Raw genomic sequence first — 26,124 nt, 5'->3', positions numbered from 1 at the left:
GATACCGATTCAATATTCAAGCTAAAAGGTTAGACAATTTCTGATAAGGTTTGTTCAGAGTTAATCATTTCATCATCTAACAATTCATCATCGTTCGATACTTTAAAGCCAGTAACAGATTCTTGTAGTGCGGCAGCCATTTCACTCAACTCACCAATAGAACGTGCTGTGGCCAACGTACCAGATGAGGTTTGTGAAGTAATATCTTGAATGATATTCATAGTATGAGAAATATGGCCAGCAGATTCAGCCTGCTGTAATGCAGCATTTGAGATGTTCTGAATCAAGTCAGCCAACGTGTTAGAAACGCTCTGTACCTCTTCTAGTGCTTCACCAGCATCTTTTGCCAAACGAGCACCACGTACTACTTCAGATGTCGTCGATTCCATCGACATAACCGCTTCGTTGGTATCCGCCTGAATGGTTTTTACCAATGTTTCAATCTGTTTGGTCGCATTCGCTGAACGCTCAGCCAGACGCTGAACCTCATCAGCAACAACTGCAAAGCCTCGACCAGCCTCACCTGCCATCGATGCCTGAATGGCGGCGTTCAATGCCAGAACGTTGGTTTGGTCTGCAATATCGTTAATCAAGCCAACGATATCACCAATCTCTTGAGAAGACTCACCAAGGCGCTTGATACGTTTCGATGTCTCTTGAATCTGATCACGAATAACGTTCATACCTTCAATCGAACGCTGTACAACTTCTGCCCCATTATAGGCAATGGCAACTGAACGCTGAGCAACCGTCGCAGACTCTGACGCATTATTCGAAACTTGGTCAATTGACACGGTCATCTCATTAATAGCGGCTGATACACCAGCAATTTCTTGCGCTTGATGTTCAGAAGCTTCAGCAAGCTCAACAGCGTTCATCTGCGTTTGAGCTGAAGACTGTGCAACTCGGTCGGCAGTACTGTTAATAACCAAGACCAATTGACGTAATTGGTCAATTGCGAAGTTGACTGAGTCAGCAATTGCCCCTGTAAAGTCTTCTGACACGGTAGCATTGACCGTCAAATCACCTTCTGCCAAATCCCCTAACTCATCAAGTAGGCGTAGAATAGCGATCTGGTTACGTTCATTTTCTTCTTGAATTTGACGAGCTCGTTCAGACTCTGCTTCTGCTTCTTGACGGCGGCGTAAGGTTTCTTTTTCAATCAGCAAACGCTCCGATCCACCACGTTGCTTAAGCAATTGATACGAGGCAAACATAATACCCAAAGCACCGATAGCAAAGACAAGTGCTGGTAAAACAATTGTTTGATTAAAGTTAGTAAAGTCTTGACTCACCGATAACACCGCGTTAGCCAACCAAACGACACAGACCACACTCAGCAGAATAAAAAATCCTAATAATAGCTTCCACGTATTATTGGTCTCTTTGCCTTCTACAGTTGTGTTGCCTGTACCAGCTACAGGTTTTCTTTTAACATCACTCATCTTGCGTATTCCTTTCAAACAATCGTCAAAGTCTTATCGTGACTGACTTTGACAATCTTGTTGTTATCAAAACAATGATTAGCAAAGCCTGTATAAACTGACATTTCACTGTATCGTGTCAGCCGCTATTAATCTGTCGTTACCGAATAAATAGATGTTTTATTGTCGATTACTATATCGCAGCATCTGAATACTGCAGATCTTGTGCCAGCAAGCTTGGCATGAAAACGTACCACTCCTGCTCGTCTTTCAAAAACTTACCATGGTTATAAGGTGCAAATGGTGAATTGGAATCAATCGCTTCTGGGCGGTAATGTTCCTGAGTGAACTGTTCGATACCAAGCACTTGATCGACCAGTAGCCCTGAAAAGTTATTATCGTGATCGATCACAATAACTTTGCGCTGGCTTAGCTGTGGCAAGCGGCTTGGCACTTGTAAAAAGCGTGACAAATCCGTCAGAGGTAGTAGTCGTCCGCGAATATTGGCAATACCTAGCATCCAAGGCTTTACTAGAGGTAAGCTAGTGTATTCTGGCATGGATAACACCTCTGATACCTGACCCATAGGAGCAACTAAGCGCTGACCACCAATCTCAAATACCACCCCTTGCCAATCAAACTCTTGACCACCGCGGCGACCGCTTTTGCGCGCACGTGCCAAATCTGCTAGACGCAGAAGCTCAATGAATCCTCTAGAGGCCACAAGTTACTCCATCACTTTGCGAATCATATTGACCAATACGTTTTCATCGACTGGCTTATTCATATACTCTTTGGCGCCTTGACGCTTGCCCCATACTCTATCGGTTTCTTGATTTTTGGTACTGATCATAATGACAGGTATATGAGCGGTGGTTTTGCCGCGAGTGATTTTTCGCGTAGCCTGAAAACCGTTCATTTCTGGCATTACTACATCCATTAAAATGACATCTGGCAGATGATCAGCTGCCATCTGACAGCCCTGCTCGCCATTTGATGCTTCTAGTACTTGAAAGTTATTTTTAGAAAGCATGTCGCGAAATTTCGCCATTTCTGATGGTGAGTCGTCAATGACTAAAACGGTAGCCATAGGATTTTCCTTTATTTTCTAAAATATCTATGAGGATATATTGTTGATAAAACGACTGAAAATAATGGCCAACAACTTATTCGTGATTTATTTTTATGCTAGTCACTTAGTATGTTAGTCACTTAAATAGTGAATCATTATTTTTAATCTTAGCAATCACTATATTTGAGTCTATAGAGCTGATTAACGGTACTGGTTAATCGCATCAAAAAGCTCATCTTTACTAAATGGTTTGGTCAAATACTCATCAGATCCGACGATGCGGCCACGGGCTTTATCAAATAAGCCATCTTTAGATGACAACATAATCACGGGTTTATTAGCATAATCAGGGTTATTTTTTATGAGTGCACAAGTCTGATAGCCATCTAAGCGCGGCATCATGATGTCGACAAAAATCATATCTGGGTTGTTATCAACAATTTTTGCTAAGGCATCGAAGCCATCTATAGCGGTTACGACTTCACAACCCGCTTTTTGTAGCAAGGTTTCTGCGGTACGGCGAATGGTTTTTGAATCATCAATCACCATTACTTTCAAACCTTCAAAATTATTTTCCATTATCATTATCCTATGAACGACTATTTATTCGTAACGCTCTCTGTCTATATAAAGCTCTAACAATCATCTTAAGTCATGATATCAGTCAATATGAGACCAATACAAAAGACTGAGACTTCATTAGACCTTTTATGACAGTGAATACCTTTTATCAGTGTCTGCCCATCAAACACAGCGTCAACATGAGTTACTATACGCACTTTGCTCGTAATAAGCTCATAAAATTGAGTGCGATTCTTAGCTTTTTAGGCCTAATATTTTACTTCTATAACCATCAAGCAAAGTCGTATTATCTCTTAAAACACTCAAAAGTTTTTGAACTCACTTACTGTCAGTGACAACGTCATTTAAACAATGAGGCAACCAACTTTATGATATCCCTGCATTATATAGAATCAATAACCACATTGCTGAATAATTTTCTTTTGTGATAAAAATGTATCACAGTATTTCGTTATGTTTGTTTTAGCACAGTTATTGATGCTTTTCCAGTCATTAGCGAATTAATGTTCTAACTAATGAGTATCATAAACCGCTGTTCTTATTTAATAAGTCGGCAACCTCATCTATTTTCTTATGACAAACGCTTACGCTATCTAAGATTAGTAAGTGTGGCGCAATTGTTCCACCGCGTATCTATTCACTATATAATGAAACGACGACTATAACGGTGACTGCTATGACAGCCTTTAAACATTCCAAAAAAAGCCTCTACTTGCTCAGCGTTTTATTGCTTGCTGCTTGTCAACCCTCACCATCTGAGAATGAATCAGTCGCTCCTGAAAACACGGCAACGGCAGACTCCCCCGTTGTCATTACCAGTGATAGTGTCACGATCACACCAGAACACATACTCAGTATAAAGTCTTCCCGTTATCAGCCAAGTCTAGGGCTGCAAGGTAGCATCGAGCCTATCAAACAAACCAAATTTGTTGCAGTACATCCCGTCAATATAGAAAAAACGTTCGTTAGCGAAGGTCAATGGGTAGAAAAAGGTACGCCTTTACTAGTTGTCAGGCGTTTGGCGGCGGTGAGTGATCCTACCGTAAAATCAGACACATCTACAGAAGCCAACTCTTCTAAAGAAGAGATAGTGACAAGCACTACCAATAATAAGAAACCAGAGAATACACCAAGTATCGACGACAATTCTGACTCTAGCTCTACTAAGGCTTTATCTGTTGATAATGATGCTAATGTAAATAATACTAACAATGATAAAAAAGAGTCGTCAGCAGCAAACCTTGTCACAGATAATAGTGACAACACGGATGGTAATGGTATAAAAGCTGCTACTAAAAAACCGAACCCACAATATAATTTGGTGACGATAACTGCTAGCTTTTCAGGTCGTGTAGAAAACCTATATGCGACAACTGGTGAAAAAATGGCGGCGCGCACGCCCCTATTAGAAATTAGTGACGAGACCAAATTGCACTTTGCGGCGACACTACCCATTCAAGCGGAGCCTCAGCTTTCAGTTGGTCAGACCGTCAATTTTACGACCGAAGGTATCACTGACAAGTTTACAGGTCAGGTCAGTAAGCTTGTGCCTACTAGCCAGCCAAAAAAACTGTTGGTGTATGTTAACGTCATTGACAATGAAGCCAGCCGTGACAAGCTACAACCAGAAATGAAGGTCACGGGGCGAGTCAATTATGGACAAATAGACGTAGGTACTATCGTGCCCAAGCGCGCCTTGCATGATGTTGACTTAATAGAGTTACAAAAACCGCCATATATGCCGCTTAAACCGTTGACCGCCAATGTCTGGATTATTGGCCAAGACCAGCGTTTGACACGCCAGCCTATTGAGGTTGTTGAGTATGATCCGACCACGCAACAATATTTGATTGCTGGTGTGAGTAACGATAGTTTAATTTGCTTGGCTGACTTACCTATTGACTCTGAAGGCAAAAAAGTCATCGTGTCATAGCCATTCACGCTGACAGTTACATTTGGTAGAAACATTAACAAAGCCTATCTTGTTTTGTAACAGCATCATTAGGCAATATAGTCGTACTATATATAGCACTATCCGAGTATTTAGGACTATTTTTATCACTACGTATTTTTATCATCATGATAGTTCAGTACTCTAAAACACCTGAAAACTTAGAGGCTCAGAGGTTTAATGGCATAGAATGTAAAAACTATTGATACTTCTATCATAGTTAAGCGACTAGCACACATTAGACCTTTGGCAAATTATAAGAACAATTAGAGGATATCCTATGAGCAAGCAGATTTTATTGATTGAAGATGATCCAGATTTAGCAGAGCTGATCAGTGATTATTTGACCATGAATTACTATGACGTCCATCATGCAGGTTTGGGTCAAGAAGGCCTTGATCTGTTAGATACCAAAGAGCGTGATATCGATTTGGTCGTACTTGATTTGATGCTACCTGACATGGATGGTATGCAAGTATGTCAAAAAATTCGTGGCAACAAGAATAATATGACCAATAAAGTGCCTATCATCATGCTGACCGCAAAAGGGGATACAACTGATCGCGTGTTAGGTTTGGAGATGGGTGCTGATGACTATATCGCAAAGCCTTTCGAGCCGCGTGAGCTTCTTGCCCGTATCCGTGCTGTTATCCGCCGTCATGAGCAGCCAAACCAAGCAGATAGCCAGTCAGATAGCTTAACCTTTGGTCGTTTGAGTGTGTTCCCTGACAGTCACGAAGTTACTATCGATGATGAACCTGTACGTTTAACGACACATCAGTTCCAATTACTACACTATTTTGCTACCCATTCTGGCAAAGTGCTAAATCGCGAGCAGCTTTGGCAGGCAATGCCAAACGATGACAGCTCAGACAACATCGATCGTGCCATTGATGTGCATATTTCACGTCTGCGTGCTTTGATCGAAGACAACCCACGTCAACCAAAACGCATTATCACGGTGCGCGGTGTTGGTTATCAATTTGCCACTGATCAGGTTTGATCATGAAAGATGGATTAATCGATAGAGAGCATATTAAGCTCAGTCGATATTAGTGTCCAATAACAGAGATTGTTTAATGCAGCAATTGGGTTTTCGTTCCGTATTTGCCAAACTATTTGCCAGCGTTATGCTGGCACTTATTTTATTTGCAGTTGCTATGGTGCTATTGACCCAACTGGTGCATGACAAGGACGCAGGAATCCGATCAGAGATATTGGCCACGCAGATTTTGGGTCAGATTGATCCCTTTCTGCATGAGTTAAATATCTCTATCAGTAAGGACAATCGCCTACAATCACGATTTATGCTAGCTGTTGTCAAAAAAAGCTTCGATATTTTTGATGAGTCACTACAGGCCAAAATGGGCTTGTACGACAGCGAAGGTCGGTTGCTCATGCAAACCGATAATAGCGATTTGCCGCTAGAGCTACCACCTACGCCATCTTTATTTTCACGTGTTTTTCCTTCGTTTGCAGATACATCCCCTACTAAGCAGGCTCAAGTCTATAGCAGCACTGGCTATACTCTGCTATATGAGTCGCGTTTACCTCCTAAAAAGCCCGTGCTTTCTGCAGCGCTGAATCTGTTTACAGGTACGTTGTTGCTGCTCATTATTATGGCAGGTGTTCTGTGGTTGATTGCCCGTACCATGACATGGCGTATCGATCAGTTAAGTCAGCAGATGGCTCAGTTAGGCGACGGGGATTTTACGGTTCGAGTGAACGCGCGTGGTAATGATGAAATTGCCTCATTGGCGCGTGGGTTCAACCAAGCAGCACAAAAAATTGAGCACCTCGTTGATGCCAACAATTTATTATTAGCGCATGCTTCTCATGAGTTGCGTACGCCTATTACGCGCATTCGCTTGCAGATTGAAATGATGGATATGTTGGCTGGTGCGCTACCATCTGACACCAAAGCCAAGTTTGATAAACGCGCTCATGCCATCACTCGCGATCTATCAGGTCTCAATGATTTGGTCGAAAGTATATTGTTGGTCAGCCGTCTAGACGCAGGTCATGCCTTGCAGCAAATTGAGAACTTGGATTTATACGATTTGGTCAATCAAGAACGTCAGCACTATCCTGAAGCCACGTTGATTGGTGAGCACATCATGATTGATGGTCAATCATCAATGTTGACTCATCTCATTCGCAACCTTTTGACCAATGCCATGCTTCATGGCAAGCCGCCCGTTACCGTGTTACTGTACGGCGTTCAGACTATCGAAGATGCTGGGACTGTTCCTGATTACCTATTGCAGACCGTGCTCTCTAGCAGTTTCACCGATTATAATAGCTTGTTGGATTTTGACTCTCATGAAGAGCCGCTTGATACCAATATAGATGAGCAGGAGTCTGCTTCACCCGAAAATGCCGACTCTACTCTGAGCAATAAAGACAAAATTGATTCAGTCGAGCCAATAGCTGTCTTGCCAGCACCGCCAATCTACAAAAATGGTGAAAATCTAACAGTCGATGAAGATGTAAATGCTGATATAAGTACAGACCTTAACTTTATTAAAAATATCCCAAGTTCTGTAAAACCTGATGCTCATATTACTAGCACCGATTTAGATAAAGTGATTTGGAAGGCCGTTCCTGATTCTAAAGACACTTTAGAATCTAATAAAGGCGTACATGATAATCTTATCGAATCTACAGTTGGAACAATCGACAATCGGGCGCATGCTCTTGAAAACGATAGCAATAGAAAAACTGACAAAGTAGCAACCGATAAAACTATCAGCAAAAATGGCAGCAAAGATAAAACGAAAAACAGCGCTAAAGCCAACACCCAAAATAATAACGAAGCCGCAGCCACACCGCGCAAAGAAGGCTTATTTGCTAAGCATCTAAAAAAGGCAAAAACTGAGCCTGTGCGCCCACTACCGAAATACGCGGTGCTAGCGGTGATTGATGAAGGCACAGGTATTCCTGAAGAAAAACGCGAAGAAGTGTTTAGTCCCTTCGTACGGTTACAGCAAAAGAATAAAGGGTCAGGGTTGGGGCTTTCTTTGGTTTCTCAGATTGTCACCGCGCATCAAGGGCGGATCACTACTGATACGCTAAACGGTCATACTCGCTTTTTAGTCGCCATACCCGTTGAACATAACCCTCATTACAATCAGCATGAGTAATCAGCTATATTTGAAAATACGTTACTTTGTTGATATTACTCCCACTGATACCCCTCAAACATTCCTTCCTTAATAGCTATTCATCATAAGTCAGTCACGGATGTGCATATCCAAAGTGACTGATAATATGCTATATTACCGCCCCTTATTATACGGTTATTGACTATTGTCGTTTTGATGGGCTTCTTATCTAGTAATAGAAGCATAACAACACACGATGACCATTAAAAAATTTATTGAATTTTGAGCCCTCCATGAATGACATGATTGTCTTAAACGATGTGACCAAAAGGTTTTTAAGCGACCGATCAATCAAAGACAAAGACGGCAAACCACATTGGTTTACTGCTGTTGAGCCGACATCTCTGACTATCAAACAAGGCGAGATTTTTGGTCTAATGGGCTATTCAGGCGCAGGTAAATCGACCTTGTTGCGCTTGATTAACATGCTTGAGCGTCCAGATTCAGGCCAAGTGGTGATAGACGGTACTGACTTGACCACGCTATCTGCCAGTGAACTGCGTATTGCTCGTCATAATATCGGTATGATTTTTCAGCAGTTCAATCTCATGTCTAATCAAACGGTTTTTGACAACGTAGCATTTAATTTAAAAGTGTCAGGCTATCCTAGCCGCGATATTCATAAACGCGTCATGGAATGTCTTGAGATTGTCGATTTAACTGATCGCGCTGGACATTATCCTGCGCAGCTATCCGGTGGGCAAAAGCAACGTGTCGGTATTGCCCGCGCGATTGCCCCGAGTCCAAAAGTATTGCTGGCCGATGAGCCAACCAGTGCGCTTGACCCTGCAACGACTCGCAGCTTGCTGACTTGTTTGCGTGATATCAATGAGCAACTTGGTGTGACCATCGTCATCGTAACCCATGAGATGAGCGTCATTCGCACACTCTGTGATCGCGCAGCATTACTCCATCAAGGTCAGCTATTAGAAGTGGCCGATGTACGAGATGGTCTGATTCAGGCAACTACCCCGATTGGCAAAGGCTTAGTCGTTGAGGACTAATGAGGCAGGAGAAATAGATATGTTAACTGGTACTGAATTATCCGCCTCTATAGACAAGCTGCTTGCCCTACGCAAAGAGATTATGAGTGCGTTTGTTGATACGTTTATCATGCTTGGTATCTCAACCACGGTCGCTATTCTTATCGGTGGGCTATTTGGCGTATTCTTGTTTTTGTCTAGTGACCGACAATTTTTGCAAAACAAGACACTGTATGGCGTACTTGGCGCCATTACCAACTTTATGCGCGCCTTCCCTTTTGTGATTTTGATGATTGCGATGAGTCCGTTTACCAAAGCTATCGTCGGTACTGGTATCGGTCCTATCGCCGCCTCTCTCGTCCTTGCGATTGCAGGTTCGTTTTATTTTGCGCGTTTGGTTGAGCAAAATTTGCGTGAAGTACCGCGCGGTATTATTGAAGCAACTGAATCGATGGGCGCCAGACCTTTTACCATCATCAAAGTACTGCTCAATGAAGCGCGCTCAGGATTGGTACTCTCGGTCACTATTCTTTGTATCAGCTTACTCTCTTACTCAGCAGCGGCTGGTATGATCGGCGGTGGTGGTTTGGGTGATTTGGCCATCCGTTATGGCTATTATCGCTATCAGACCGAGGTGATGATTTTTATCGTGCTGGTGTTGTCAGTGATGGTGATATCGATTCAAGCGTCTGGCAACTGGCTCGCCAATCGTTTAGACAAACGTTAAACCGCTTTAGAGAATACTTGACATTACGAGCGACTAGGTTTATTTTTGGCAACACTCAACCCTTATCTCAGCTCTCACAAAAAAGCAGCATTACTATTTATAATGTTGCTTTTTTAATGTTCAGACGATAAATGTTTCACTCAATTTTATTCATTATTAAGGACATATTATGAAATTAACAGATATCAGCCGTCAGTTAGCCACCGCATTTGCCGCAGTTGGCGTATCAGGTTTGGTCTTAGTTGGTTGCAGCAACTCATCAGCGCCAGAAGCGAACCAAGAGCCTGTTACCGAAGGTGCCACTGCAGAAACGACTGCGAGTACTAGTGACATCGATCCTGAACACACCAAAATTGTTATCGGTACGACTGAAGGTGATTTTGCTGATATGGTTCGTAACCAAGTAAAAGGCACACTTGAAGCTCAGGGTTATGAGGTTGAGTTAGTTGCATTTACTGATTATGTTCGTCCCAACCTTGCCTTGGCAGAAGGCGACTTGGACATCAACATCTTCCAGCACAAGCCATATCTTGACACCTTCAAAAAAGAGAACAACCTTGATCTCGTTGAAGTATTCCAAGTACCAACCGCACCACTTGGTATCTACTCAGGCAAAAAGTCTAGCCTAGATGAAGCATTCAAAGGCATGAGTGTTTCTGCACCGAACGATCCAAGTAACTTTGCTCGTGCGTTGGTCATGATGGACGATCTTGGCTGGATTAAACTAAAAGACGGTATCGACCCATTGACTGCATCAAAAGCTGACATCGCTGACAACAGCAAATACGATATCGATATCGTTGAGCTAGAAGCGGCTCAATTACCACGCGCGCGTGATGAAGTTGACTTTGCAGTAATCAACGGTAACTATGCAACTGACTCTGGCATCAAGCTGACCGAAGCATTGTTCCAAGAGCCAAGCTTTGCTTATGTGAACTGGTCAGCGATCAAATCTGCTGATACTGGTAAGAAATGGGTTGAAGATGTCACCAACGCCTATAACTCAGAGGCTTTCAAAAAGTACGCCCATGAAACGTTCCCTGGCTACAAGTACCCAAAAATCTGGGGTTCTGACACTAGTGCAAGCATTGATACCGCAGCTAAAACTGACAGTACTGAAACGGTAGAAACAGAAGCCGCTGCTCAGTAAGACACTAAAATCATCAGTGCCCAGCCATACGGGTACCTCAATGATTATAGGCGCTCACCACTTAACCGTGGTGGGCGTTTTTTAATGTCTTCGTTTTGCTGATCTTACCTCTTTTTAAGCTTCCTATCATCCTAACAGGTTATCGAGTTCACGTTACAGCCTGTTTGTCCTTTGTAGGGATGCGTCACACGCTCTTCCACTTTGCTCTAGTTTTTCTTATAGTAGACAAATTTGATTATTAGATGAGCTAAACAACTGCTAAGTTTTTCTACTAATATCAACTGTATTAAATGTTTTTTTTAAAACCATTTTTAACTCAAGACATACTATAAATTATAAATAAAATATAGTTGATCCAATTTAAGAGTGGTACAAGGCAACCGAGTGCAGATGTATACGTCATACTTCAAGCGAGGTTAACGCTGTAACGCTTTTTTAGTGGATTGACTATAAGGATAAAAATATGAGGACTAAAAACTATACTATTCGTACCGCAGGACAAGCAAATATTCCCGTTTTAGGACTGGGTACTTGGCAATCAACTGGTCAAGACTGCGTAGACGTGGTTAAAAAAGCCCTAGAAATGGGCTACGAGCATATCGATACCGCCCAAGCTTATGGCAACGAAAAAGAAGTGGGTGAAGGTATCAAGCAATCGGGCGTGGCGCGCGATAAATTCTTTTTGACGACCAAAATTTTTCCAGATGACATGAAATTTGAGCCAGAAAAGCTCAAAGCTGCAGCTAAAAAGTCTCTAGAAAATTTGGGCGTGGACTATGTCGATCTATTGCTACTACATTGGCCAGATGATCGTGTACCATTATCTGAGACCATCCCTGCCTTGTGTGAGCTGCAAAAGCAAGGGTTGACCCGCCATATCGGTGTGTCTAATTTTAATATTGATCACATCATCGAAGCCAAAAAATATGCGGATGTACCAATCGTTGTGAACCAAGTAGAATTCCATCCGTTCATCAAGCAAGATACCTTGCAGGCATTTTTGAATAACCATCATATTTTGCTAGAAGCTTACTCACCATTGGCACGTGGCGATGTATTTGATAACGATATCATCAAAGAGATTGCAAATAAGCATAACGTCACGCCAGCGCAGATTTCATTGGCATGGATCTTATCAGACAAACACCGCGTTGCCATCCCGAAAACGTCTAACCCTGATCACCTGCAAGGCAATTTAGACGCCATCAAAGTAGAGTTGAGTGCAGATGAATTAGAAAAAATCGGCAAGCTAGCCAGTTCTGATGGTCGTAAGATTGAGCATCCTGATTATAGCCCTGAATGGGATGACTAATCATTGATTGAATAGTCTCAACTCAAAAAAAGGCCACCGATAATCGATGGCCTTTTTATATGTCATCAATACTTATCATCATTACTGTTGCAGGGTTTCAGTCTCATGAATTCTTTCGGCAGGATTGTATTGCTCAGAAGAAGGCACTGCCCCGCTACGATTGTTTTCTTTCATTGATTTAGCGACTTCTGGTGGCATATAGTTTTCGTCATGCTTTGCCAATACTTCACCAGCGACAAAGGTATCGCCTTGCATCTTGCCTGTAGCCACCACACCTGAGTTTTCGGCAAATAAGTCTGGCAAAATACCTTGATAAGTCACAGGTACGGTTGATTGAAAGTCAGTAATCGCAAACTCAACATTCAATGGATTGTCTGCTGCACGCTGCACACTACCAGCCACCACCATACCACCAGCACGAATACGCTTGTCTTGAGGCGCCTCACCTTGAGCGATAGCGGTCGCATCAAAATAATAGTCGGTTTGCTGCCCGATAGCATAAATAACCAATATGACTGCTACAGCTGCACCTGCCAGCGTAAACATCACCCACGTCAGTTTTTTCCGACGAACTGCATTCATACCTCTACCTCGTTGATGAGTCTCTGTTTTAAATACAATTAGCCCATAAAACAGAAAATATTAAAGAAACGACGATTAGAAAAACGCTTGCAAGAAATATTGTCAAAAAATCTTTCTAATCGTAATCTTCTAATGATCATATGATAGCATTTTTCGGACAAATCAATAAGCCCTATAGCTACTCGCGAGGTCATATTTTTGTCAATAAAAGCATATAGTTTCTTATGCTAAAACCCTGATATTAATATATTTTCTCAGTCAGACTGCTTGGTGATCGGTGTGGATTTTTTGGTCGTGCGCTGTGCCTGACGTACTTGTTGAATCGTCAGCTGCTTGATAAGCGCTTGTCTTTGTCTGCGACTATAAATAATAAAGGCCAGCATCACACCGATGGTAATCGCCCAACATGACCATACAAAGACCCCATGCTTACCCATGGCGACAAACTCAGATATGCTATAAAAGTAAGGCTGCATAGTAGGTTCCTAGCCGTTATTTGTGTTGAGCACGAATGTATTCTTTGACCCACGCTTTGCCTTGGTCACGATGTAAGATCAGCGTATTGGTACGATAAATCGCCATGGTCGCAACCAACAAATAACTACCGATAATCATGAGCAACAGTGGCATCCACATGTCAGCTGACATCTTCGGTGCTTCGGTCAGACTAAAAGTGGCCCCTTGATGTAAGGTATTCCACCATTCTACGGAGTACTTGATAATCGGTAGATTCACCGCACCAACAATAGATAAAATAGCAGCCGCTTTACCACGATTGGCCGTGTGCTCAAAAGCAGCAAACAGCGCCATCACCCCTGCATATAGAAACGCTAATATCAGCATTGAAGTAAGACGCGCATCCCATACCCAGTAGGTCCCCCATGTTGGCTTGGCCCAAATAGACCCTGTGAGCAAACTGATCACACAAAGCAAAAATCCCATCGGAGCCAATGCCTGCGCAACCAAACTGGCTGTCTTAATCTTCCACACCAAATAAATCACCCCCAAGACGGCAAGGGAGAAATAGATAGAGATAGCAAGACTGGCTGCGGGCACATGGATAAAAATAATACGGTAGCTATTGCCCTGCAAATAATCAGGCGGCGCAAAAGCAAGACCCCATACGCTACCAATGAGCAAACAGAGACTGGCTAATATCGCGAGCCACTTGACCCAAGGACTAAAAATCTGAAAGAACTGCTTGGTACCTACGGTGGTCAAGAAGCCCTGCCAAATGCGCTGCCATAGGCTAGGAGACGAGACGTTATTCAGGTTGGGCATGGGAATAAACCTATTACACAGCTTACTGGTCATGACCGATGTGGCCTACAAAAGCACACTATCAGCTCACCTGCTGGCGTTAAACACTGGATAGAATCTACAAAGAGCTGTTTACGTATTCAATTGACTATTATACCAAAATTGCCCGTTTTCAACACAATGATAATACATGGCGTTTAGATAACTGGATTTAGACGACTGGGTTTTTTAATATCTGGCAAATGTATTAATCAATTGAGCCATGACATTTTTAGGGTCAGCGCAATGACCCATGGCATCACTAGGACGGATATAATACTTCCTGCCAGCAATAGCGCCAAGATAGGTAAGCCATTCAGGCCAGTGGCAAATAAATCAACCGCGCCTGTAGCAAAAATTAATACTGGCAATTGCATCGGCAAAGCAATTAAAGGCACTAGCACCGCGCCATTCTTCAATGACAGCGTTAAGCTACTGGCGACTGCGGATAGCATCAAAAGCATCGGACTGCCTGTCACGATAGAGGCCATCAATATCCCCGCCTCAAACCAACTCAGCTGAAATAGCGGCACAGCAAGCAGACTAAGCAATGCCACAATACCACTGCTAAAAATCCAATGAATGACCAGTCTAATCAATACCCATAACGGTAGTGACGCGTTGGCGACGACCAATTGCGCAAGCGTACCGTTATCAAGTGCAGGCTTGAACAAGCCATCAACACCCATCACCAAGGACAGCAATGCAGCAATCCACACGGCTGATACGCCAAGACGCTGCAAAAGCGCAGGCTCACTACCGACCGCTAGTGGAAACAAGGTGATAATCACTAAAAACAGTACCAATGGGTACAACCATTGTACCGCCCCTTGCTGCTTAACTTGCCATTCACGGCGCCACAACTGCATAAACCCAATACTGCGCGGCGTTGTGACAATAACATTTGATTTTTTATTCGCGGTTATGGTTGTGCTCACTTGCATTGGACTGTCTGTCATTATTCATCCTTTTACCGATACTGATGGTACTGATAGCAGTCACATTTAGACCATGTAATCTGACAAATCGAGCATTTGATTGGCAACACCAACGGCTTGATGGCTGGTCATCAGTATCGAGCCACCAGCATGAGCAAAGTCGCATAACCGTGCTTCCATACGTGCCACCATATCGACATCTAGCGCGGTAAACGGCTCATCAAGTAACCACAGCGGTGTGACAGCTGGCGTCAATAAATACAATCTTGCCAGCGTGATGCGCCGTGTCTGACCAGCGGATAGATGACTCGAGCTGATCGTTTCAAACCCTTGTAGCCCAACCCAAGTGAGTGCATCGTCAATATCAGTCGTGCTTGGCGTGATGCCATATAAATTCAATAAAAATGTCAGGTTTTGTGCCACGGTTAGATTCGGATGGATACCAAGCTGGTGCGAAACATATAACGGTTGAATAGGTAGACCTGATAGACCTTGATAAGAAATCTCACCTGTTAAAACCGGTAATAATCCTGCCAGCTGCATGAGTAACGTGGTCTTTCCGGTTCCATTTGCGCCAATCAGATGACAAATACTACCCGCTGACAAAGTTAGCGTCACCCCTTCACAGAGCGGTATCTCGCCGCGCTGAACCGTCATCTCATCAAGCGTTAGTACAGGCGTATCCAAAACCGTCATCAAAACCTCTGGTTATTTATCAAGCAGCAGTCAATATTCATCACAAACAAAGGTAATGTTCGTGGCATAATACCCTATGCTCACCACAAACACACAGTATAACAAATTGTCGATTACTCTTACTTCAAAAAGTACGAACTCAAAAAAATACGACCTCAAAATATGACTTCAAAACCTATGCAGACTTCACAAGATAGCCAAAATCAAATGCCAGATGCGGAGACTAATAGTGTCAATGTAGACACCAACTTGTCAAAAGCACCATTAACCAGCCGCTTGACGATAGACAGCTTGATTGACACGCAAGTTGATTTTATGCAGCAATGGTTGTTGCAGCAGGCTGAACCGCTTGCCCTCGAAGCATGGCACTGGTTTGGCGCGCAGCCCTTAAGCAACTACATCACCTGTGACCATTTACAGCATTTAATGAAAGACTGGCTGTTAAATCAGCCAATGACTGATGTAATGCGCAAAGATATTCGTGACATTTTGCATACCATTATCTATCATCCAGTCAATGACAACGTGCCTTTGTCTGAGCTGGTCGATGACACCCAAATTCAGACCCTTGCTAACTATATTGGTAGCCATGAGCAGCAGCGTAACGTCCTCATTCATACGCTGGTGGGTAACGAAACCTTTGCGGATCTATTGACCCAAACGCTCTATCACGCTATCAATGATTTTATGGAGACCACGCTTGATAAAGCGGGCGGTGTTGGTAAACTGATGAAGCTTGGGCGCAGCTCGTTTGAGAAAGCGACCAATAGAAACCTCGATGAAAAACTACAAACGTACTTGCATCGCAATATCAAAGACTTGACGCGCAGAGCTGAGGCCAATGCACAAGCGCATTTGTCAAATCAAGAAGTGGCGCGTCTGATGGTCATGGGCTGGGATCGTATCAAAGACCAACCAATCAGTGAGCTACAAACTTACTTAAGCGATGAACCTGATAATAGCAGCATCGATCATATTGAAGCCAGCATCCAGCAAAGCTACAACCGCCTGCGACTGTCACCCTATCTACACAGTTTGGTATCAGCGAGTATTGATACTTGGTATGCCAATCATCAATCCGACACGATAGCGACCATTGCGGCGAGTTTGCATATCAATGAAGAGGCTATGGCGCAATGTAGCAGCGCTCTATTACCTATCGTATACAACGCCATTGAAACGCCTTGGTTAACGGCTCATATTCGTGACATGCTAGAAGCATTCTATGCACAGCCTGCTATCAAAGAAGGCTTGGCGCTCAATCACGATTAATTTACACCCCTTACTTGTCAGCATACTATTATGAGTCAACCCAATAAACTCAGCTTATGGCAAAAAATCAAACAGTTACTGACTGCTTCTGCCCCGCAGCCAGTAACTGATGCTGCGAGAAAGAAAAACAGGATGGCTTCTGCTAATACCACTCAAGCAGCGGACAGCATCAGCCCTGTAGACGGTTCTCATTCGGGCAATGATCAATTATCAACGCCTGATGCCACGCTCAAAACCGATGAAAAAAACACAGCCCCACCACATCATAACGAGACGCCCATCGTTGATTGCTTAAAACAGTACTTCAATGACAAGCAATGGCACTATACGCACTATCGTCCCAAAACCGGCGACAGCCAGCAATCGCATCATTTATCCCTAAGAATGCGTCATAAAAAAATAGACTGTGGTTACCTGTTTCGTGTTCAGGAAAAAAATAAACTGTTAGCAATCTATGGCATTTTGCCATTTTTGATACCAGAGAGTCATCAGAGCGCTGCCCTACTACTCATCACTCAAATTAACTATGACATGCTTATTGGCAACCTAGAGATGGATGTCAATGATGGGGAAATACGCTACAAAAATGCGATCGATGTCGAAGCGGTTGGTATCGATACTGAGATCATTGAGCACTCACTACAAAGCGTCGTTGCGATGACCACGGTTGCAAGCGAGCTATTTGGCGACTTGATTAATAATCAGGACCCTGCTGAAGATATGCAGACATTACTGACAGAGCTGCGCCAGCAATCAGATGCACGCACATTCTTTTTACCGACGCAGTTTGTTCAGTAATGCGTCAGTTTATTCACTCATATAGTTTACGCAATGAGGCCGCACTTAGCGGTCGCTCATCTATCTATTTGCATATCCAAAAAACCATCAATATTAAGCTAGAATTCTTATGCTAAAAATTGCCTACTCTGACGTCTTTCGCTACTCTGTGCCCGAAAAGCACCGCTTCCCCATGCAAAAATACATCTTGATTCCGGAGCGCTTATTGAGTGAGGGCACGATCAGTCAAGATAACTTCTTTGCCCCTGCCTACTTAAGCGAAGAGGAGATTTTGACCACTCATACAGCAGAGTACTGGTATCAGCTCAAAACCCAAACCCTGCCGCGAAAGGCGGCACGAGCAATTGGGTTTGAGATGACACCGCAGTTGGTGGAGCGCGGTCGCTATATCGCCCATGCAACTTATGAGTGCGCGCTATATGCTCAGCAATATGGCGTGGCGATGAATGTCGCGGGCGGCACCCATCATGCATTTGCCGATCATGGCGAGGGGTTTTGCGTGTTTAACGATGTCTGTATCGCCAGCAATCTACTGCTTAATCGCAGGCAGGCGCAAAAGATTTTAATCGTGGATTTGGATGTCCATCAAGGCAATGGCAACGCCAGCATCATGGCGGATGAGCCACGCGTTTTTGTCTTTAGCATGCATGGCGCCAAGAACTATCCGTTTCGCAAACAAGTCTCTGACCTAGACATTGAGCTCGATAATGATACAGACGATGCGACCTATCTTAGGTTATTAAAAGACACCCTGCCACGCTTGATTACTGAGGTTGCACCAGATATGATTTTTTATCAGTCTGCAGTCGATGTGCTGGCGACCGATAAACTGGGTAAACTTAGCTTAACGCAAGCAGGTTGTAAGGCGCGTGACGAGTACGTATTGCAGCAAGCAAAAGCCGCTAGCATTCCAGTTGCTATCGTCATGGGTGGAGGTTATTCTGAAAATATTGAAGATGTGGTCGAGGCGCACTGCAATACCTTTCGAGTGGCACAGCAGCTGTATTTTGGTGAAATAGCTGGTTAAGGTTCAGCGCATGTATGGTGGAGACAAAAGAGTAAAATAAGATTAGCGAGGCTTATATGGCAAAAATACTGATTGTAATTGGCATCGTGTTAGTGGTTGTCGGGGTCATTTGGCTGGTTTTTCCCAATGCCTTTTCGTGGTTCGGCAATCTGCCAGGCGATATCAAACACACCTCAGGCAATACACGGGTTTATTTTCCAGTGGTCACTATGGTAGTTATCAGTGTTATCGCGACCATCGTGTTAAATTTATTCAATCGTTAACCTGAAAAACACTCCCTATAGTCAACTTACTTTAAACCGAGTCAGTGCTACTGGGAGGTTGTTTGTGCCGCATCGAACGATAGCAGCACGCAAGCAAGCAAGATTTATACCAGTAGCCCGTAATAGTTGATGGTTTGATTCTGTTTATTACTGACCATACTACAAAAACGCCATCACGCCTTGCCAGCCCACGCGTATTCCAAGCACGACTAGAATCAATAAAATAAGCTGACGAAAACGCGCTTGTGGCAAATAACGACGTAGACGAATTCCGACTAAAAGCGTAACAATAGATATCACACTGAGCAAGGCAATCAGCTGCCACTCACCGCTACTCAATGCCATGATAGGCTCACGCAACACGATAATTTGTGCCACTTTGCCTAAGAAATAACACATGTTACCCACTTTAGCGATGGTGTTTTTATCGTCACTGGCAGAGAGCAGATACATCATCAGGATGGTCGACATCGCATTGGTTGAGCCGCCAATGACGCCTGCACCAAAACCAACAGCAATCAACATGGGCTTCGTATCTGGTAAGCGGATTTGTTTGCCCAGCATGCTACTGGTGACATAAAAACCAATGACCGCCGCCAGCATCAATAGGATATAAGCACTATCGACCCATAGCAGTAGCTTCGCACCTAGAATACTGCCTAGCAAGCTTGTGAGCGCAAGCAGCCAATAGCGTCTGCCATAATAAATGAAGTTTTGCCAAACACTGCGCTCACCACCTGCTAGCCAAGTCATGACATTAACCACTAGCGAGGGGAAAATCACCAATACAATGGCATATGGCAATGGGTACATGCTAGCAAGCGCGGTAGTCGTGACGAGCGTCGCACCAAGTCCGCTAATACCGTGTAGCAGCGATGCCAGCGCAAAAATGAGCGTCAGCACTAGCATCTGAGTGCTATCGTCACCAGCTATATTGGTCATATTGTTTATACCATTTGAGGCTCAGCGCCTATATTTATACCACTAGCTGTTTTGACGTTGAGCGATTGTTTCACCAATAATACTGGCTAACTGCTCAGCGATCTTGTCTTTGCTGGCTTTGTCTAACGTTATCGCATCACGCTCATAGCGCTCAGAGAAAAATACCTGCATGGCATTATCGTCACTAGCAAAACCAATATCTGCCCGTGAGACATCGTTACAGGCAATCATATCTAGCGCTTTTGCAGCTAGCTTACCACGCGCATAACGCTCGACATCCTGTGTTTCTGCGGCAAAACCAACGACAAACAGTTCTGGATGAGCAAGAGAAATCGTCGCTAAAATATCAGGGTTTTTAACCAAGCTGAGATTCATAGCATCTTGTGTCTTTTTAATTTTTTGCGGTGCGGCTTCTTCAGTACGATAATCTGCTACTGCGGCGGTCGCGATAAAGATATCTGCTTTTACGAATTGGTGTTCAGTATAAGCCTGCGGTAGTTCATGCTCATCACCGCAACCACAATCGCCATGATGGTCATGGGTGTGAGAATGATTATGTTCATGTGCGTGCTCATGAGAATGGTCATGCTCATCTTCAAGATCCAATTGAAGCTCGCTATGCGTACCATCCACACATTGCTGGGCAGCGATCAGCATATCTTTGGCAGACAGCACATCAATTCGTGTGACATTAAGTGGCGTGGGCAATGCCACTTTACCACCAGCGATTAGGATCACCTCTGCGCCAGCCGCCACACAAGCGCGCGCTAAAGCAAAGCCCATTTTTCCTGAAGAATGATTGGACAAATAGCGCACAGGATCGATTGCTTCTACTGTAGGTCCTGCGGTAATGACCACTCTTTTGCCTGCTAATAATTGCGGCGTCGTGTTCATTGCTTTGAACAAGAGCACCTCATCTAATAATTGCTCAGGCTCAGGCAGCCGCCCTGCGCCCACGTCACCACACGCTTGCTCACCGCTAGCTGGCTGGATAATCTGATAGTTCATATCACGCAGGGTTTGTACATTCAGATTTACCGCAGGATGCGCCCACATCTGCTGATTCATCGCAGGAGCGATAATAACTGGTGCGGTTGTGGCAAGGCACACTGTGGTCAACAAATCATCAGCCATTCCCATAGCCAGACGTGCGAGCGTATTGGCGGACGCAGGGGCAATGACAATTAAGTCCGCCCATTTAGCCAGCTCAATGTGCCCCATCCCCGCTTCTGCCTGCTCATCGAGTAATGAGACATGCACCTCGTTACCCGTCAACGCTTGCAGAGTCAGCGGTGTGATAAATGCTTGTGCGCCTGTCGTCATAATGACGCGCACATCAAAGCCTGCCTTAATCAACAAGCGGGCAAATATAGCAGATTTATAAGCGGCGATACCGCCAGTAATAGCAAGCACAATATTAGACATAAGCGTGGCTTCAATCAAAAAGTGAAAAGATAAAATTGCGCTTATAGTAACAACTATGAGATAAATTGGGTAAAATTTTCCGTATTTACCTCAGATAACAATTAGCAATTTATTCTTAAGGAGTGGCAATGGCGATTAAAGACTGGCATGAGGATGACAGACCACGCGAAAAATTATTGAAATTCGGTGCCGCTCACTTATCTGATGCGGAGATACTGGCCATATTTTTACGTACGGGTACGCAGTCACAGTCAGCGATTGAGCTCGCGCGTCATTTGATCGATCAGTTTGGCAGCCTAGCTGAGCTGCTTGCCGCACCGCAAAAAACCGTTCTTGCTTGTCATGGGATCGGTCCCGCCAAGTACGCTCAGATATTGGCATCGCTTGAGATGGGCACACGTTATCTGGATAGTAAGCTAAAAACGGGGCAAGCACTTGGGCGCTCGCAAGTGGTCAAAGATTATATCAGCACCCAGTTACGCGGTGAGCATCGTGAAGTATTTGCTGTCCTCTGTCTGGACAATGCGTTGAACCTGTTAAACTTTGAGATACTGTTCACAGGTGGCATCTCATCGTGTTCCGTCTGTATCAAGCATGTACTCCGGCACGCACTAAGCCACGCGGCTAGCCAGCTCATCATTGCGCATAACCATCCTCATACCGATGCCAAGCCCTCAGCTGCTGACAATCTACTGACCTATGAGCTAAAAAAAGCGTGTGACCTACTAGATATCTCACTGGTCGATCACATTATCGTTGGACGTAACGATACCTTATCTTATGCCGAAAGCTGCCTTGCACCTTTTGGCACCGACTAACACGAGCGGCTGGGCGACTTATCAATTTTGATAGTTGCTCACCCCTTAAGGATCGCAGCGTTTTAACGATAATCTTTGATACATATTATCGACACAGCGTAGCACTTTGGCTATTGATAGTCATCAACATCTGTTTCATATTAGTAGCTTGTTCTATGGCAGCTGACGCAGTGCGCTTTTGTTTTAGCCGTATACAGTACAAGAGTCTGCTAGCAGCACCAAGGTTATTTATGCTGCCAACTATTATATGGATAGAACTGTTTGTTATAAACCACAACAATAATCATAACGGTTCATATCTTTTTATTTTCTTATATTTCACACTTTTTATTTAGTATCCCACAGGAGATAGTCATGGCAATTGGCTTGTTTATTTTGGCAGTCATCATTCAATTAGCTGTGGTCTTGGCCATCTTTTTGCTGTCCTTATCACGAGTCACGGGCAGTATTGTTGCCTTGATCACCGTCATTGTTACTGCCATTATCAGTCCATGGTCGCTCCTCTTAGGGGTGCCCATCGCGCTGCTTTGCTTGGTTTTACTCATCACTCCACTGCGCCAATCACTCATTACCAAACCTGTCTATAAGGCTTTGGGTGGTGCAATGCCGAGTATGAGTGATACGGAGCGTGAAGCACTGGATGCTGGTACCAGTTGGTGGGAAAAAGAGCTGTTTATGGGAGCGCCAAATTGGGAGGCTTTTGCCAATTACCCTTATCCAAAGCTGTCAGAGGAAGAGCAAAGCTTCATTGATAACGAAGTAGAAACGCTATGCGCTATGCTCGATGAATGGCAAATCCAGCACAAAGATAAAGAGCTGTCACCTGAAGCGTGGCAATTTATCAAAAGTAATGGTTTTTTAGGTTTAATTATTCCAAAAGAGTTTGGTGGTCTAGAATTTAGCTCTTACGCGCAAAGCCGCGTGATGAGTAAAATCGCGTCGCGCTCACCGACTGCGGCAGTGACCTGTATGGTACCCAATTCGCTCGGTCCTGGTGAGCTACTAATGCACTATGGCACGGACGAGCAAAAACAGCGCTGGCTACCGGGTCTCGCCAAAGGTGATGAAGTACCTTGCTTCGGTTTGACTGGACCTGAGGCAGGCTCTGATGCAGGCGCGATTCCTGACACAGGCGTCGTCTGTTATGGCACGCATGAGGGCGAGCAGGTACTTGGTCTGCGTATGAACTTCTCCAAACGCTGGATTACATTAGCACCTATCGCTACTGTCGTGGGCTTAGCCTTTAAAATGCATGATCCTGAAGGGCTGCTTGGAGATCCCAACAAAACCGATTACGGTATCACCTGTGCACTAATCCCTGCCAATCATGAAGGCGTTATCACGGGTCCACGTCATAACCCAATCGGCTCGCCATTTATGAATGGTACGGTCGATGGCAAAGATGTCTTTATACCATTAGATTACATCATTGGTGGTGTCGAAAACGCTGGTCGCGGCTGGCGTATGCTGATGGAGTGCTTGGGCGTGGGTCGTGGTATCTCCTTGCCTGCTCTATCGACCTCAGCCAGTGAAATGACCTATCTGTCTGTCGGTGCATTTGCAAAAGTTCGCGAACAGTTCAAAATATCAGTCGGTAAATTTGAAGGTGTACAGGACGCCACCAGTCGCATGGCAAGTAATACTTATATGTTAGAAGCGTTCCGTCATTTGGTAACTTGCGGGTTAAACCAAGGCGGTACGCCATCAGTCATGACTGCAATGGCAAAATATTATGCGACCGAGACCATGCGTAGTGTGGTCAATGATGGTATGGATGTCGTTGGTGGTCGTGCCGTACAGATGGGTCCACGTAACTTCTTAGCGATACCTTATCAAGCGATTCCTGTATCTATCACTGTTGAGGGTGCCAATATTTTGACCCGCTCGCTGATGATTTTTGGCCAAGGCGCGATGCGTTGTCATCCCTATCTGTTCGATGAGCTGCAACTGCTACAGAGTGAGGATAAAAAAGCAGCGACTGAAAGATTCGATACGCTTTTCTTTAAACATTTAGGCTATACCTTCAACCGCGGTGCAAAAGCGTTTATCGCAGGTTACGTTGGTGGTAGTGATAATGCGCCACGTTTTGCTGATGCTTTTACTCGTCCTTACTACAAGCACATCAACCGCCTCAGTGCTGGCTTTGCATTGACTGCAGATATGGCGCTAGGACTGCTAGCAGGGGATTTAAAACGTAAAGAGATGCTGTCTGGTCGCTTAGCGGATATTCATAGCCACTTATTTATCGCGACGGCTATTTTGCAATTTTATGAGCATGGTAGTAAATCAGAGTCTGAGCGTTTACATGCCAAAGTAGCACTCCAAAACAGTTTATACACGATTCAAGAGGCCTTTGTATCTTTCTTTGCCAACTTCCCTAATCGCATGGCCGCCAATGTGGTGAGCTTTGTCACTTTCCCAAGTGGACGTATCTTTACGCCAGCAAGTGATGAGTTAAAACGTCAGCTGGGTGATACCTTTATGGATGATTTTGCTGCCAATCCATTCCGCGATTATCTCAAAACCATGGTTTATTACAATACCGACCCAGATGATGTGACAGGCCGTATGGAGCATGCTTATCAGACCTTGGTTGAGATCGAACCACTGTGGCAGAAGTTTAAAAAGGCAGAACATCAGGACAGTTTTGAAGGCCTTACCTTCGAAGACCATGTGGTACATGCGAGCCAAAACGGCGGTATTACTGAGGAAGAGGCAGAAGTGCTGATTCAATACAATGCCATGCGCTTTGATTCATTATTAACCGATGTATTTGATAAGCACCTATCAGAAGCTCAAGAGCGCGATAATCCACATACGCTCGAAAACGCTGTCAATCAACTAACAAATTATGCAGCGCTAAAAAAAGAAGTAAAAAACAAAAATAGCGTATCGACTGACGGAGAGATGCCAGTCACGCATGAGTTAAGTGATGCGACAAATACAGAACCACAGACTGGTGATGCCAATCCTAATCACGGCTATGAGAGCGATGGTGATGTAGAAATGGTCAGCGAGCAAGATACTGTGAAAGAAATCAAGTCACAGGCGAACTTTGAGAAATCAAATCCTGAAGCCGAAGCGCTTGATCATCGCTACCGTGATGCAGAGTCACACCTCAATGAGCGTATGAGTAACAACCACAGTCGCCACATTGCTCCACCTGATGAGGTCGACGAAAGCGCAAGTGACAAACACCACCAAACCTTAGATGATCAGACGCATCTGCCACGCGAACGTGAAGAAGATGATAAGGTATAACTAAAAGGTCAATTCAAACGCGTAAACTCATGAGTATTATGATTATTCATGACGATAAATATAAAACTTCAAAAGCCAGACTGTCTACACGCGACAGTTTGGTTTTTTTTGAAGTTGCCAAAATGCAAACGTATTTTATGACATAAAAGTGATAACACTGGTTTAATATCAATAGTTTGATATATCCATTTACCCTAAAAACTCTTTCATGAATATATTGTTTCATATCAGAAACAAACCGTTTACAATAAATCATCACTATTTTATGGGCACATAGTTGTGACAGGGATTGTTCTCTTGGAATAAAATGATAAAAAAAATCTTGCAGTGCCCTTAACTATTCTTTTATATTGTCCTCGAAAATGTGACATCAAGCGACAATCACAAGAACTTAATAGTCATAACACGCATTATAGTTAGATTGGCAAACACGGTCAC

23 protein-coding genes and 1 pseudogene are annotated in these 26,124 nt (G+C 44.0%); 13 read left to right on the top strand and 11 right to left on the bottom strand.

The features are described 5' to 3' along the window. Positions 1-29: 29 nt before the first annotated feature. From PSBA01_RS07300 to pilG, 4 genes and pseudogenes are all read right to left on the bottom strand, one after another. Positions 30-1,103, bottom strand: a pseudogene (locus tag PSBA01_RS07300) (methyl-accepting chemotaxis protein); the annotation flags it as partial. 514 nt (positions 1,104-1,617) lie between these two features. Continuing rightward, positions 1,618-2,148, bottom strand: coding sequence for a chemotaxis protein CheW (locus PSBA01_RS07295; RefSeq protein ID WP_071002987.1), 531 nt, complete (start codon positions 2,146-2,148; stop codon positions 1,618-1,620). Positions 2,149-2,151: 3 nt separating this feature from the next. Next, positions 2,152-2,514, bottom strand: coding sequence for a response regulator (locus tag PSBA01_RS07290; protein ID WP_071002986.1), 363 nt, complete (start codon positions 2,512-2,514; stop codon positions 2,152-2,154). Positions 2,515-2,697: 183 nt separating this feature from the next. Continuing rightward, the gene (gene pilG, locus PSBA01_RS07285; RefSeq protein ID WP_186473648.1) at positions 2,698-3,075 is read right to left on the bottom strand and encodes a twitching motility response regulator PilG; all 378 of its coding nucleotides are present in this window, start codon (positions 3,073-3,075) and stop codon (positions 2,698-2,700) included. 679 nt (positions 3,076-3,754) lie between these two features. Between pilG and PSBA01_RS07280 the strand changes: the two genes are divergently transcribed. The 7 genes from PSBA01_RS07280 (at position 3,755) to PSBA01_RS07250 (ending at position 12,365) form a co-directional block, all read left to right on the top strand. After that, positions 3,755-5,011: an HlyD family efflux transporter periplasmic adaptor subunit gene (locus tag PSBA01_RS07280; RefSeq protein ID WP_186473646.1), complete on the top strand. Its 1,257-nt coding sequence runs from the start codon at positions 3,755-3,757 to the stop codon at positions 5,009-5,011. Between the two features lie 298 nt (positions 5,012-5,309). After that, on the top strand, positions 5,310-6,032 hold the full coding sequence (locus PSBA01_RS07275; protein WP_058025471.1) for a response regulator transcription factor: 723 nt from the start codon (positions 5,310-5,312) through the stop codon (positions 6,030-6,032). Between the two features lie 76 nt (positions 6,033-6,108). Then, the gene (locus PSBA01_RS07270; protein WP_186473644.1) at positions 6,109-8,172 is read left to right on the top strand and encodes a sensor histidine kinase; all 2,064 of its coding nucleotides are present in this window, start codon (positions 6,109-6,111) and stop codon (positions 8,170-8,172) included. Positions 8,173-8,426: 254 nt separating this feature from the next. Beyond that, positions 8,427-9,197, top strand: coding sequence for a methionine ABC transporter ATP-binding protein (locus PSBA01_RS07265; protein WP_186473642.1), 771 nt, complete (start codon positions 8,427-8,429; stop codon positions 9,195-9,197). Between the two features lie 19 nt (positions 9,198-9,216). Beyond that, entirely contained in the window at positions 9,217-9,903 is a 687-nt protein-coding gene (locus PSBA01_RS07260; protein WP_071002982.1) for a methionine ABC transporter permease, read from the top strand. Between the two features lie 169 nt (positions 9,904-10,072). After that, positions 10,073-11,053, top strand: a complete 981-nt coding sequence (locus PSBA01_RS07255; RefSeq protein ID WP_186473640.1) for a MetQ/NlpA family ABC transporter substrate-binding protein — start codon at positions 10,073-10,075, stop codon at positions 11,051-11,053. 463 nt (positions 11,054-11,516) lie between these two features. Then, positions 11,517-12,365 carry an aldo/keto reductase gene (locus PSBA01_RS07250; RefSeq protein WP_186473639.1) on the top strand — a complete coding sequence of 283 codons (849 nt, stop codon included), beginning with the start codon at positions 11,517-11,519 and terminating at the stop codon, positions 12,363-12,365. An 81-nt stretch (positions 12,366-12,446) separates the two neighbouring features. Here PSBA01_RS07250 and ccmE read toward each other — a convergent pair whose 3' ends face one another. The 5 genes from ccmE to ccmA all read right to left on the bottom strand — a co-directional run bounded on the left by ccmE (position 12,447) and on the right by ccmA (position 15,880). Beyond that, positions 12,447-12,947 (bottom strand): cytochrome c maturation protein CcmE, encoded by a 501-nt coding sequence (gene ccmE, locus PSBA01_RS07245; protein WP_186473638.1) that lies wholly within the window; start codon positions 12,945-12,947, stop codon positions 12,447-12,449. A gap of 254 nt (positions 12,948-13,201) precedes the next feature. Continuing rightward, on the bottom strand, positions 13,202-13,423 hold the full coding sequence (ccmD, locus tag PSBA01_RS07240; RefSeq protein ID WP_186473637.1) for a heme exporter protein CcmD: 222 nt from the start codon (positions 13,421-13,423) through the stop codon (positions 13,202-13,204). A 16-nt stretch (positions 13,424-13,439) separates the two neighbouring features. Continuing rightward, positions 13,440-14,228 (bottom strand): heme ABC transporter permease, encoded by a 789-nt coding sequence (locus tag PSBA01_RS07235; protein ID WP_058025463.1) that lies wholly within the window; start codon positions 14,226-14,228, stop codon positions 13,440-13,442. A gap of 230 nt (positions 14,229-14,458) precedes the next feature. Then, on the bottom strand, positions 14,459-15,115 hold the full coding sequence (locus tag PSBA01_RS07230) for a heme exporter protein CcmB (protein ID WP_186475475.1): 657 nt from the start codon (positions 15,113-15,115) through the stop codon (positions 14,459-14,461). Positions 15,116-15,250: 135 nt separating this feature from the next. After that, positions 15,251-15,880, bottom strand: a complete 630-nt coding sequence (gene ccmA / locus PSBA01_RS07225; protein WP_186473636.1) for a heme ABC exporter ATP-binding protein CcmA — start codon at positions 15,878-15,880, stop codon at positions 15,251-15,253. Between the two features lie 162 nt (positions 15,881-16,042). On the opposite strand from ccmA, the gene PSBA01_RS07220 reads away from it, so the two are divergent. The 4 genes from PSBA01_RS07220 (at position 16,043) to PSBA01_RS07205 (ending at position 19,240) form a co-directional block, all read left to right on the top strand. After that, on the top strand, positions 16,043-17,152 hold the full coding sequence (locus PSBA01_RS07220; protein ID WP_227517142.1) for a hypothetical protein: 1,110 nt from the start codon (positions 16,043-16,045) through the stop codon (positions 17,150-17,152). A gap of 30 nt (positions 17,153-17,182) precedes the next feature. Further along, positions 17,183-17,950, top strand: a complete 768-nt coding sequence (locus tag PSBA01_RS07215; protein ID WP_071002976.1) for a YbjN domain-containing protein — start codon at positions 17,183-17,185, stop codon at positions 17,948-17,950. Positions 17,951-18,059: 109 nt separating this feature from the next. Then, on the top strand, positions 18,060-18,977 hold the full coding sequence (locus PSBA01_RS07210) for a histone deacetylase (RefSeq protein WP_186473635.1): 918 nt from the start codon (positions 18,060-18,062) through the stop codon (positions 18,975-18,977). A gap of 56 nt (positions 18,978-19,033) precedes the next feature. Further along, positions 19,034-19,240 (top strand): DUF2905 domain-containing protein, encoded by a 207-nt coding sequence (locus PSBA01_RS07205; RefSeq protein ID WP_071002974.1) that lies wholly within the window; start codon positions 19,034-19,036, stop codon positions 19,238-19,240. A gap of 159 nt (positions 19,241-19,399) precedes the next feature. Here PSBA01_RS07205 and PSBA01_RS07200 read toward each other — a convergent pair whose 3' ends face one another. Together PSBA01_RS07200 and coaBC are read right to left on the bottom strand one after the other, a co-directional pair. Beyond that, positions 19,400-20,182, bottom strand: a complete 783-nt coding sequence (locus tag PSBA01_RS07200; RefSeq protein ID WP_186473634.1) for a sulfite exporter TauE/SafE family protein — start codon at positions 20,180-20,182, stop codon at positions 19,400-19,402. A 42-nt stretch (positions 20,183-20,224) separates the two neighbouring features. After that, entirely contained in the window at positions 20,225-21,607 is a 1,383-nt protein-coding gene (coaBC, locus tag PSBA01_RS07195) for a bifunctional phosphopantothenoylcysteine decarboxylase/phosphopantothenate--cysteine ligase CoaBC (protein ID WP_186473632.1), read from the bottom strand. Positions 21,608-21,735: 128 nt separating this feature from the next. Between coaBC and radC the strand changes: the two genes are divergently transcribed. Together radC and PSBA01_RS07185 are read left to right on the top strand one after the other, a co-directional pair. Beyond that, positions 21,736-22,425 carry a RadC family protein gene (gene radC / locus PSBA01_RS07190; protein WP_186473630.1) on the top strand — a complete coding sequence of 230 codons (690 nt, stop codon included), beginning with the start codon at positions 21,736-21,738 and terminating at the stop codon, positions 22,423-22,425. 354 nt (positions 22,426-22,779) lie between these two features. Next, on the top strand, positions 22,780-25,686 hold the full coding sequence (locus PSBA01_RS07185) for an acyl-CoA dehydrogenase (protein WP_083499668.1): 2,907 nt from the start codon (positions 22,780-22,782) through the stop codon (positions 25,684-25,686). The last annotated feature ends 438 nt before the right edge of the window (positions 25,687-26,124 follow it).

The organism is Psychrobacter sp. KCTC 72983, from assembly GCF_014280455.1.
Lineage (GTDB): Bacteria > Pseudomonadota > Gammaproteobacteria > Pseudomonadales > Moraxellaceae > Psychrobacter > Psychrobacter pacificensis.
This window is presented reverse-complemented; position numbering and strand designations above follow the sequence as displayed.

What these genes read in the sequence shown, in the direction of transcription:
- PSBA01_RS07280 (WP_186473646.1), top strand. Translation starts at nt 3,755, where the DNA reads ATGACAGCCTTTAAACATTCCAAAAAAAGCCTCTACTTGCTCAGCGTT.
- ccmD (WP_186473637.1), bottom strand. Translation starts at nt 13,423, where the DNA reads ATGCAGCCTTACTTTTATAGCATATCTGAGTTTGTCGCCATGGGTAAG.
- PSBA01_RS07215 (WP_071002976.1), top strand. Translation starts at nt 17,183, where the DNA reads ATGAGTCAACCCAATAAACTCAGCTTATGGCAAAAAATCAAACAGTTA.
- PSBA01_RS07210 (WP_186473635.1), top strand. Translation starts at nt 18,060, where the DNA reads ATGCTAAAAATTGCCTACTCTGACGTCTTTCGCTACTCTGTGCCCGAA.
- PSBA01_RS07260 (WP_071002982.1), top strand. Translation starts at nt 9,217, where the DNA reads ATGTTAACTGGTACTGAATTATCCGCCTCTATAGACAAGCTGCTTGCC.
- PSBA01_RS07200 (WP_186473634.1), bottom strand. Translation starts at nt 20,182, where the DNA reads ATGACCAATATAGCTGGTGACGATAGCACTCAGATGCTAGTGCTGACG.
- PSBA01_RS07290 (WP_071002986.1), bottom strand. Translation starts at nt 2,514, where the DNA reads ATGGCTACCGTTTTAGTCATTGACGACTCACCATCAGAAATGGCGAAA.
- PSBA01_RS07265 (WP_186473642.1), top strand. Translation starts at nt 8,427, where the DNA reads ATGAATGACATGATTGTCTTAAACGATGTGACCAAAAGGTTTTTAAGC.
- PSBA01_RS07185 (WP_083499668.1), top strand. Translation starts at nt 22,780, where the DNA reads ATGGCAATTGGCTTGTTTATTTTGGCAGTCATCATTCAATTAGCTGTG.
- pilG (WP_186473648.1), bottom strand. Translation starts at nt 3,075, where the DNA reads ATGGAAAATAATTTTGAAGGTTTGAAAGTAATGGTGATTGATGATTCA.
- PSBA01_RS07230 (WP_186475475.1), bottom strand. Translation starts at nt 15,115, where the DNA reads ATGCAGTTGTGGCGCCGTGAATGGCAAGTTAAGCAGCAAGGGGCGGTA.
- coaBC (WP_186473632.1), bottom strand. Translation starts at nt 21,607, where the DNA reads ATGTCTAATATTGTGCTTGCTATTACTGGCGGTATCGCCGCTTATAAA.
- ccmA (WP_186473636.1), bottom strand. Translation starts at nt 15,880, where the DNA reads ATGACGGTTTTGGATACGCCTGTACTAACGCTTGATGAGATGACGGTT.
- PSBA01_RS07250 (WP_186473639.1), top strand. Translation starts at nt 11,517, where the DNA reads ATGAGGACTAAAAACTATACTATTCGTACCGCAGGACAAGCAAATATT.
- PSBA01_RS07220 (WP_227517142.1), top strand. Translation starts at nt 16,043, where the DNA reads ATGACTTCAAAACCTATGCAGACTTCACAAGATAGCCAAAATCAAATG.
- radC (WP_186473630.1), top strand. Translation starts at nt 21,736, where the DNA reads ATGGCGATTAAAGACTGGCATGAGGATGACAGACCACGCGAAAAATTA.
- PSBA01_RS07275 (WP_058025471.1), top strand. Translation starts at nt 5,310, where the DNA reads ATGAGCAAGCAGATTTTATTGATTGAAGATGATCCAGATTTAGCAGAG.
- ccmE (WP_186473638.1), bottom strand. Translation starts at nt 12,947, where the DNA reads ATGAATGCAGTTCGTCGGAAAAAACTGACGTGGGTGATGTTTACGCTG.
- PSBA01_RS07255 (WP_186473640.1), top strand. Translation starts at nt 10,073, where the DNA reads ATGAAATTAACAGATATCAGCCGTCAGTTAGCCACCGCATTTGCCGCA.
- PSBA01_RS07205 (WP_071002974.1), top strand. Translation starts at nt 19,034, where the DNA reads ATGGCAAAAATACTGATTGTAATTGGCATCGTGTTAGTGGTTGTCGGG.
- PSBA01_RS07270 (WP_186473644.1), top strand. Translation starts at nt 6,109, where the DNA reads ATGCAGCAATTGGGTTTTCGTTCCGTATTTGCCAAACTATTTGCCAGC.
- PSBA01_RS07235 (WP_058025463.1), bottom strand. Translation starts at nt 14,228, where the DNA reads ATGCCCAACCTGAATAACGTCTCGTCTCCTAGCCTATGGCAGCGCATT.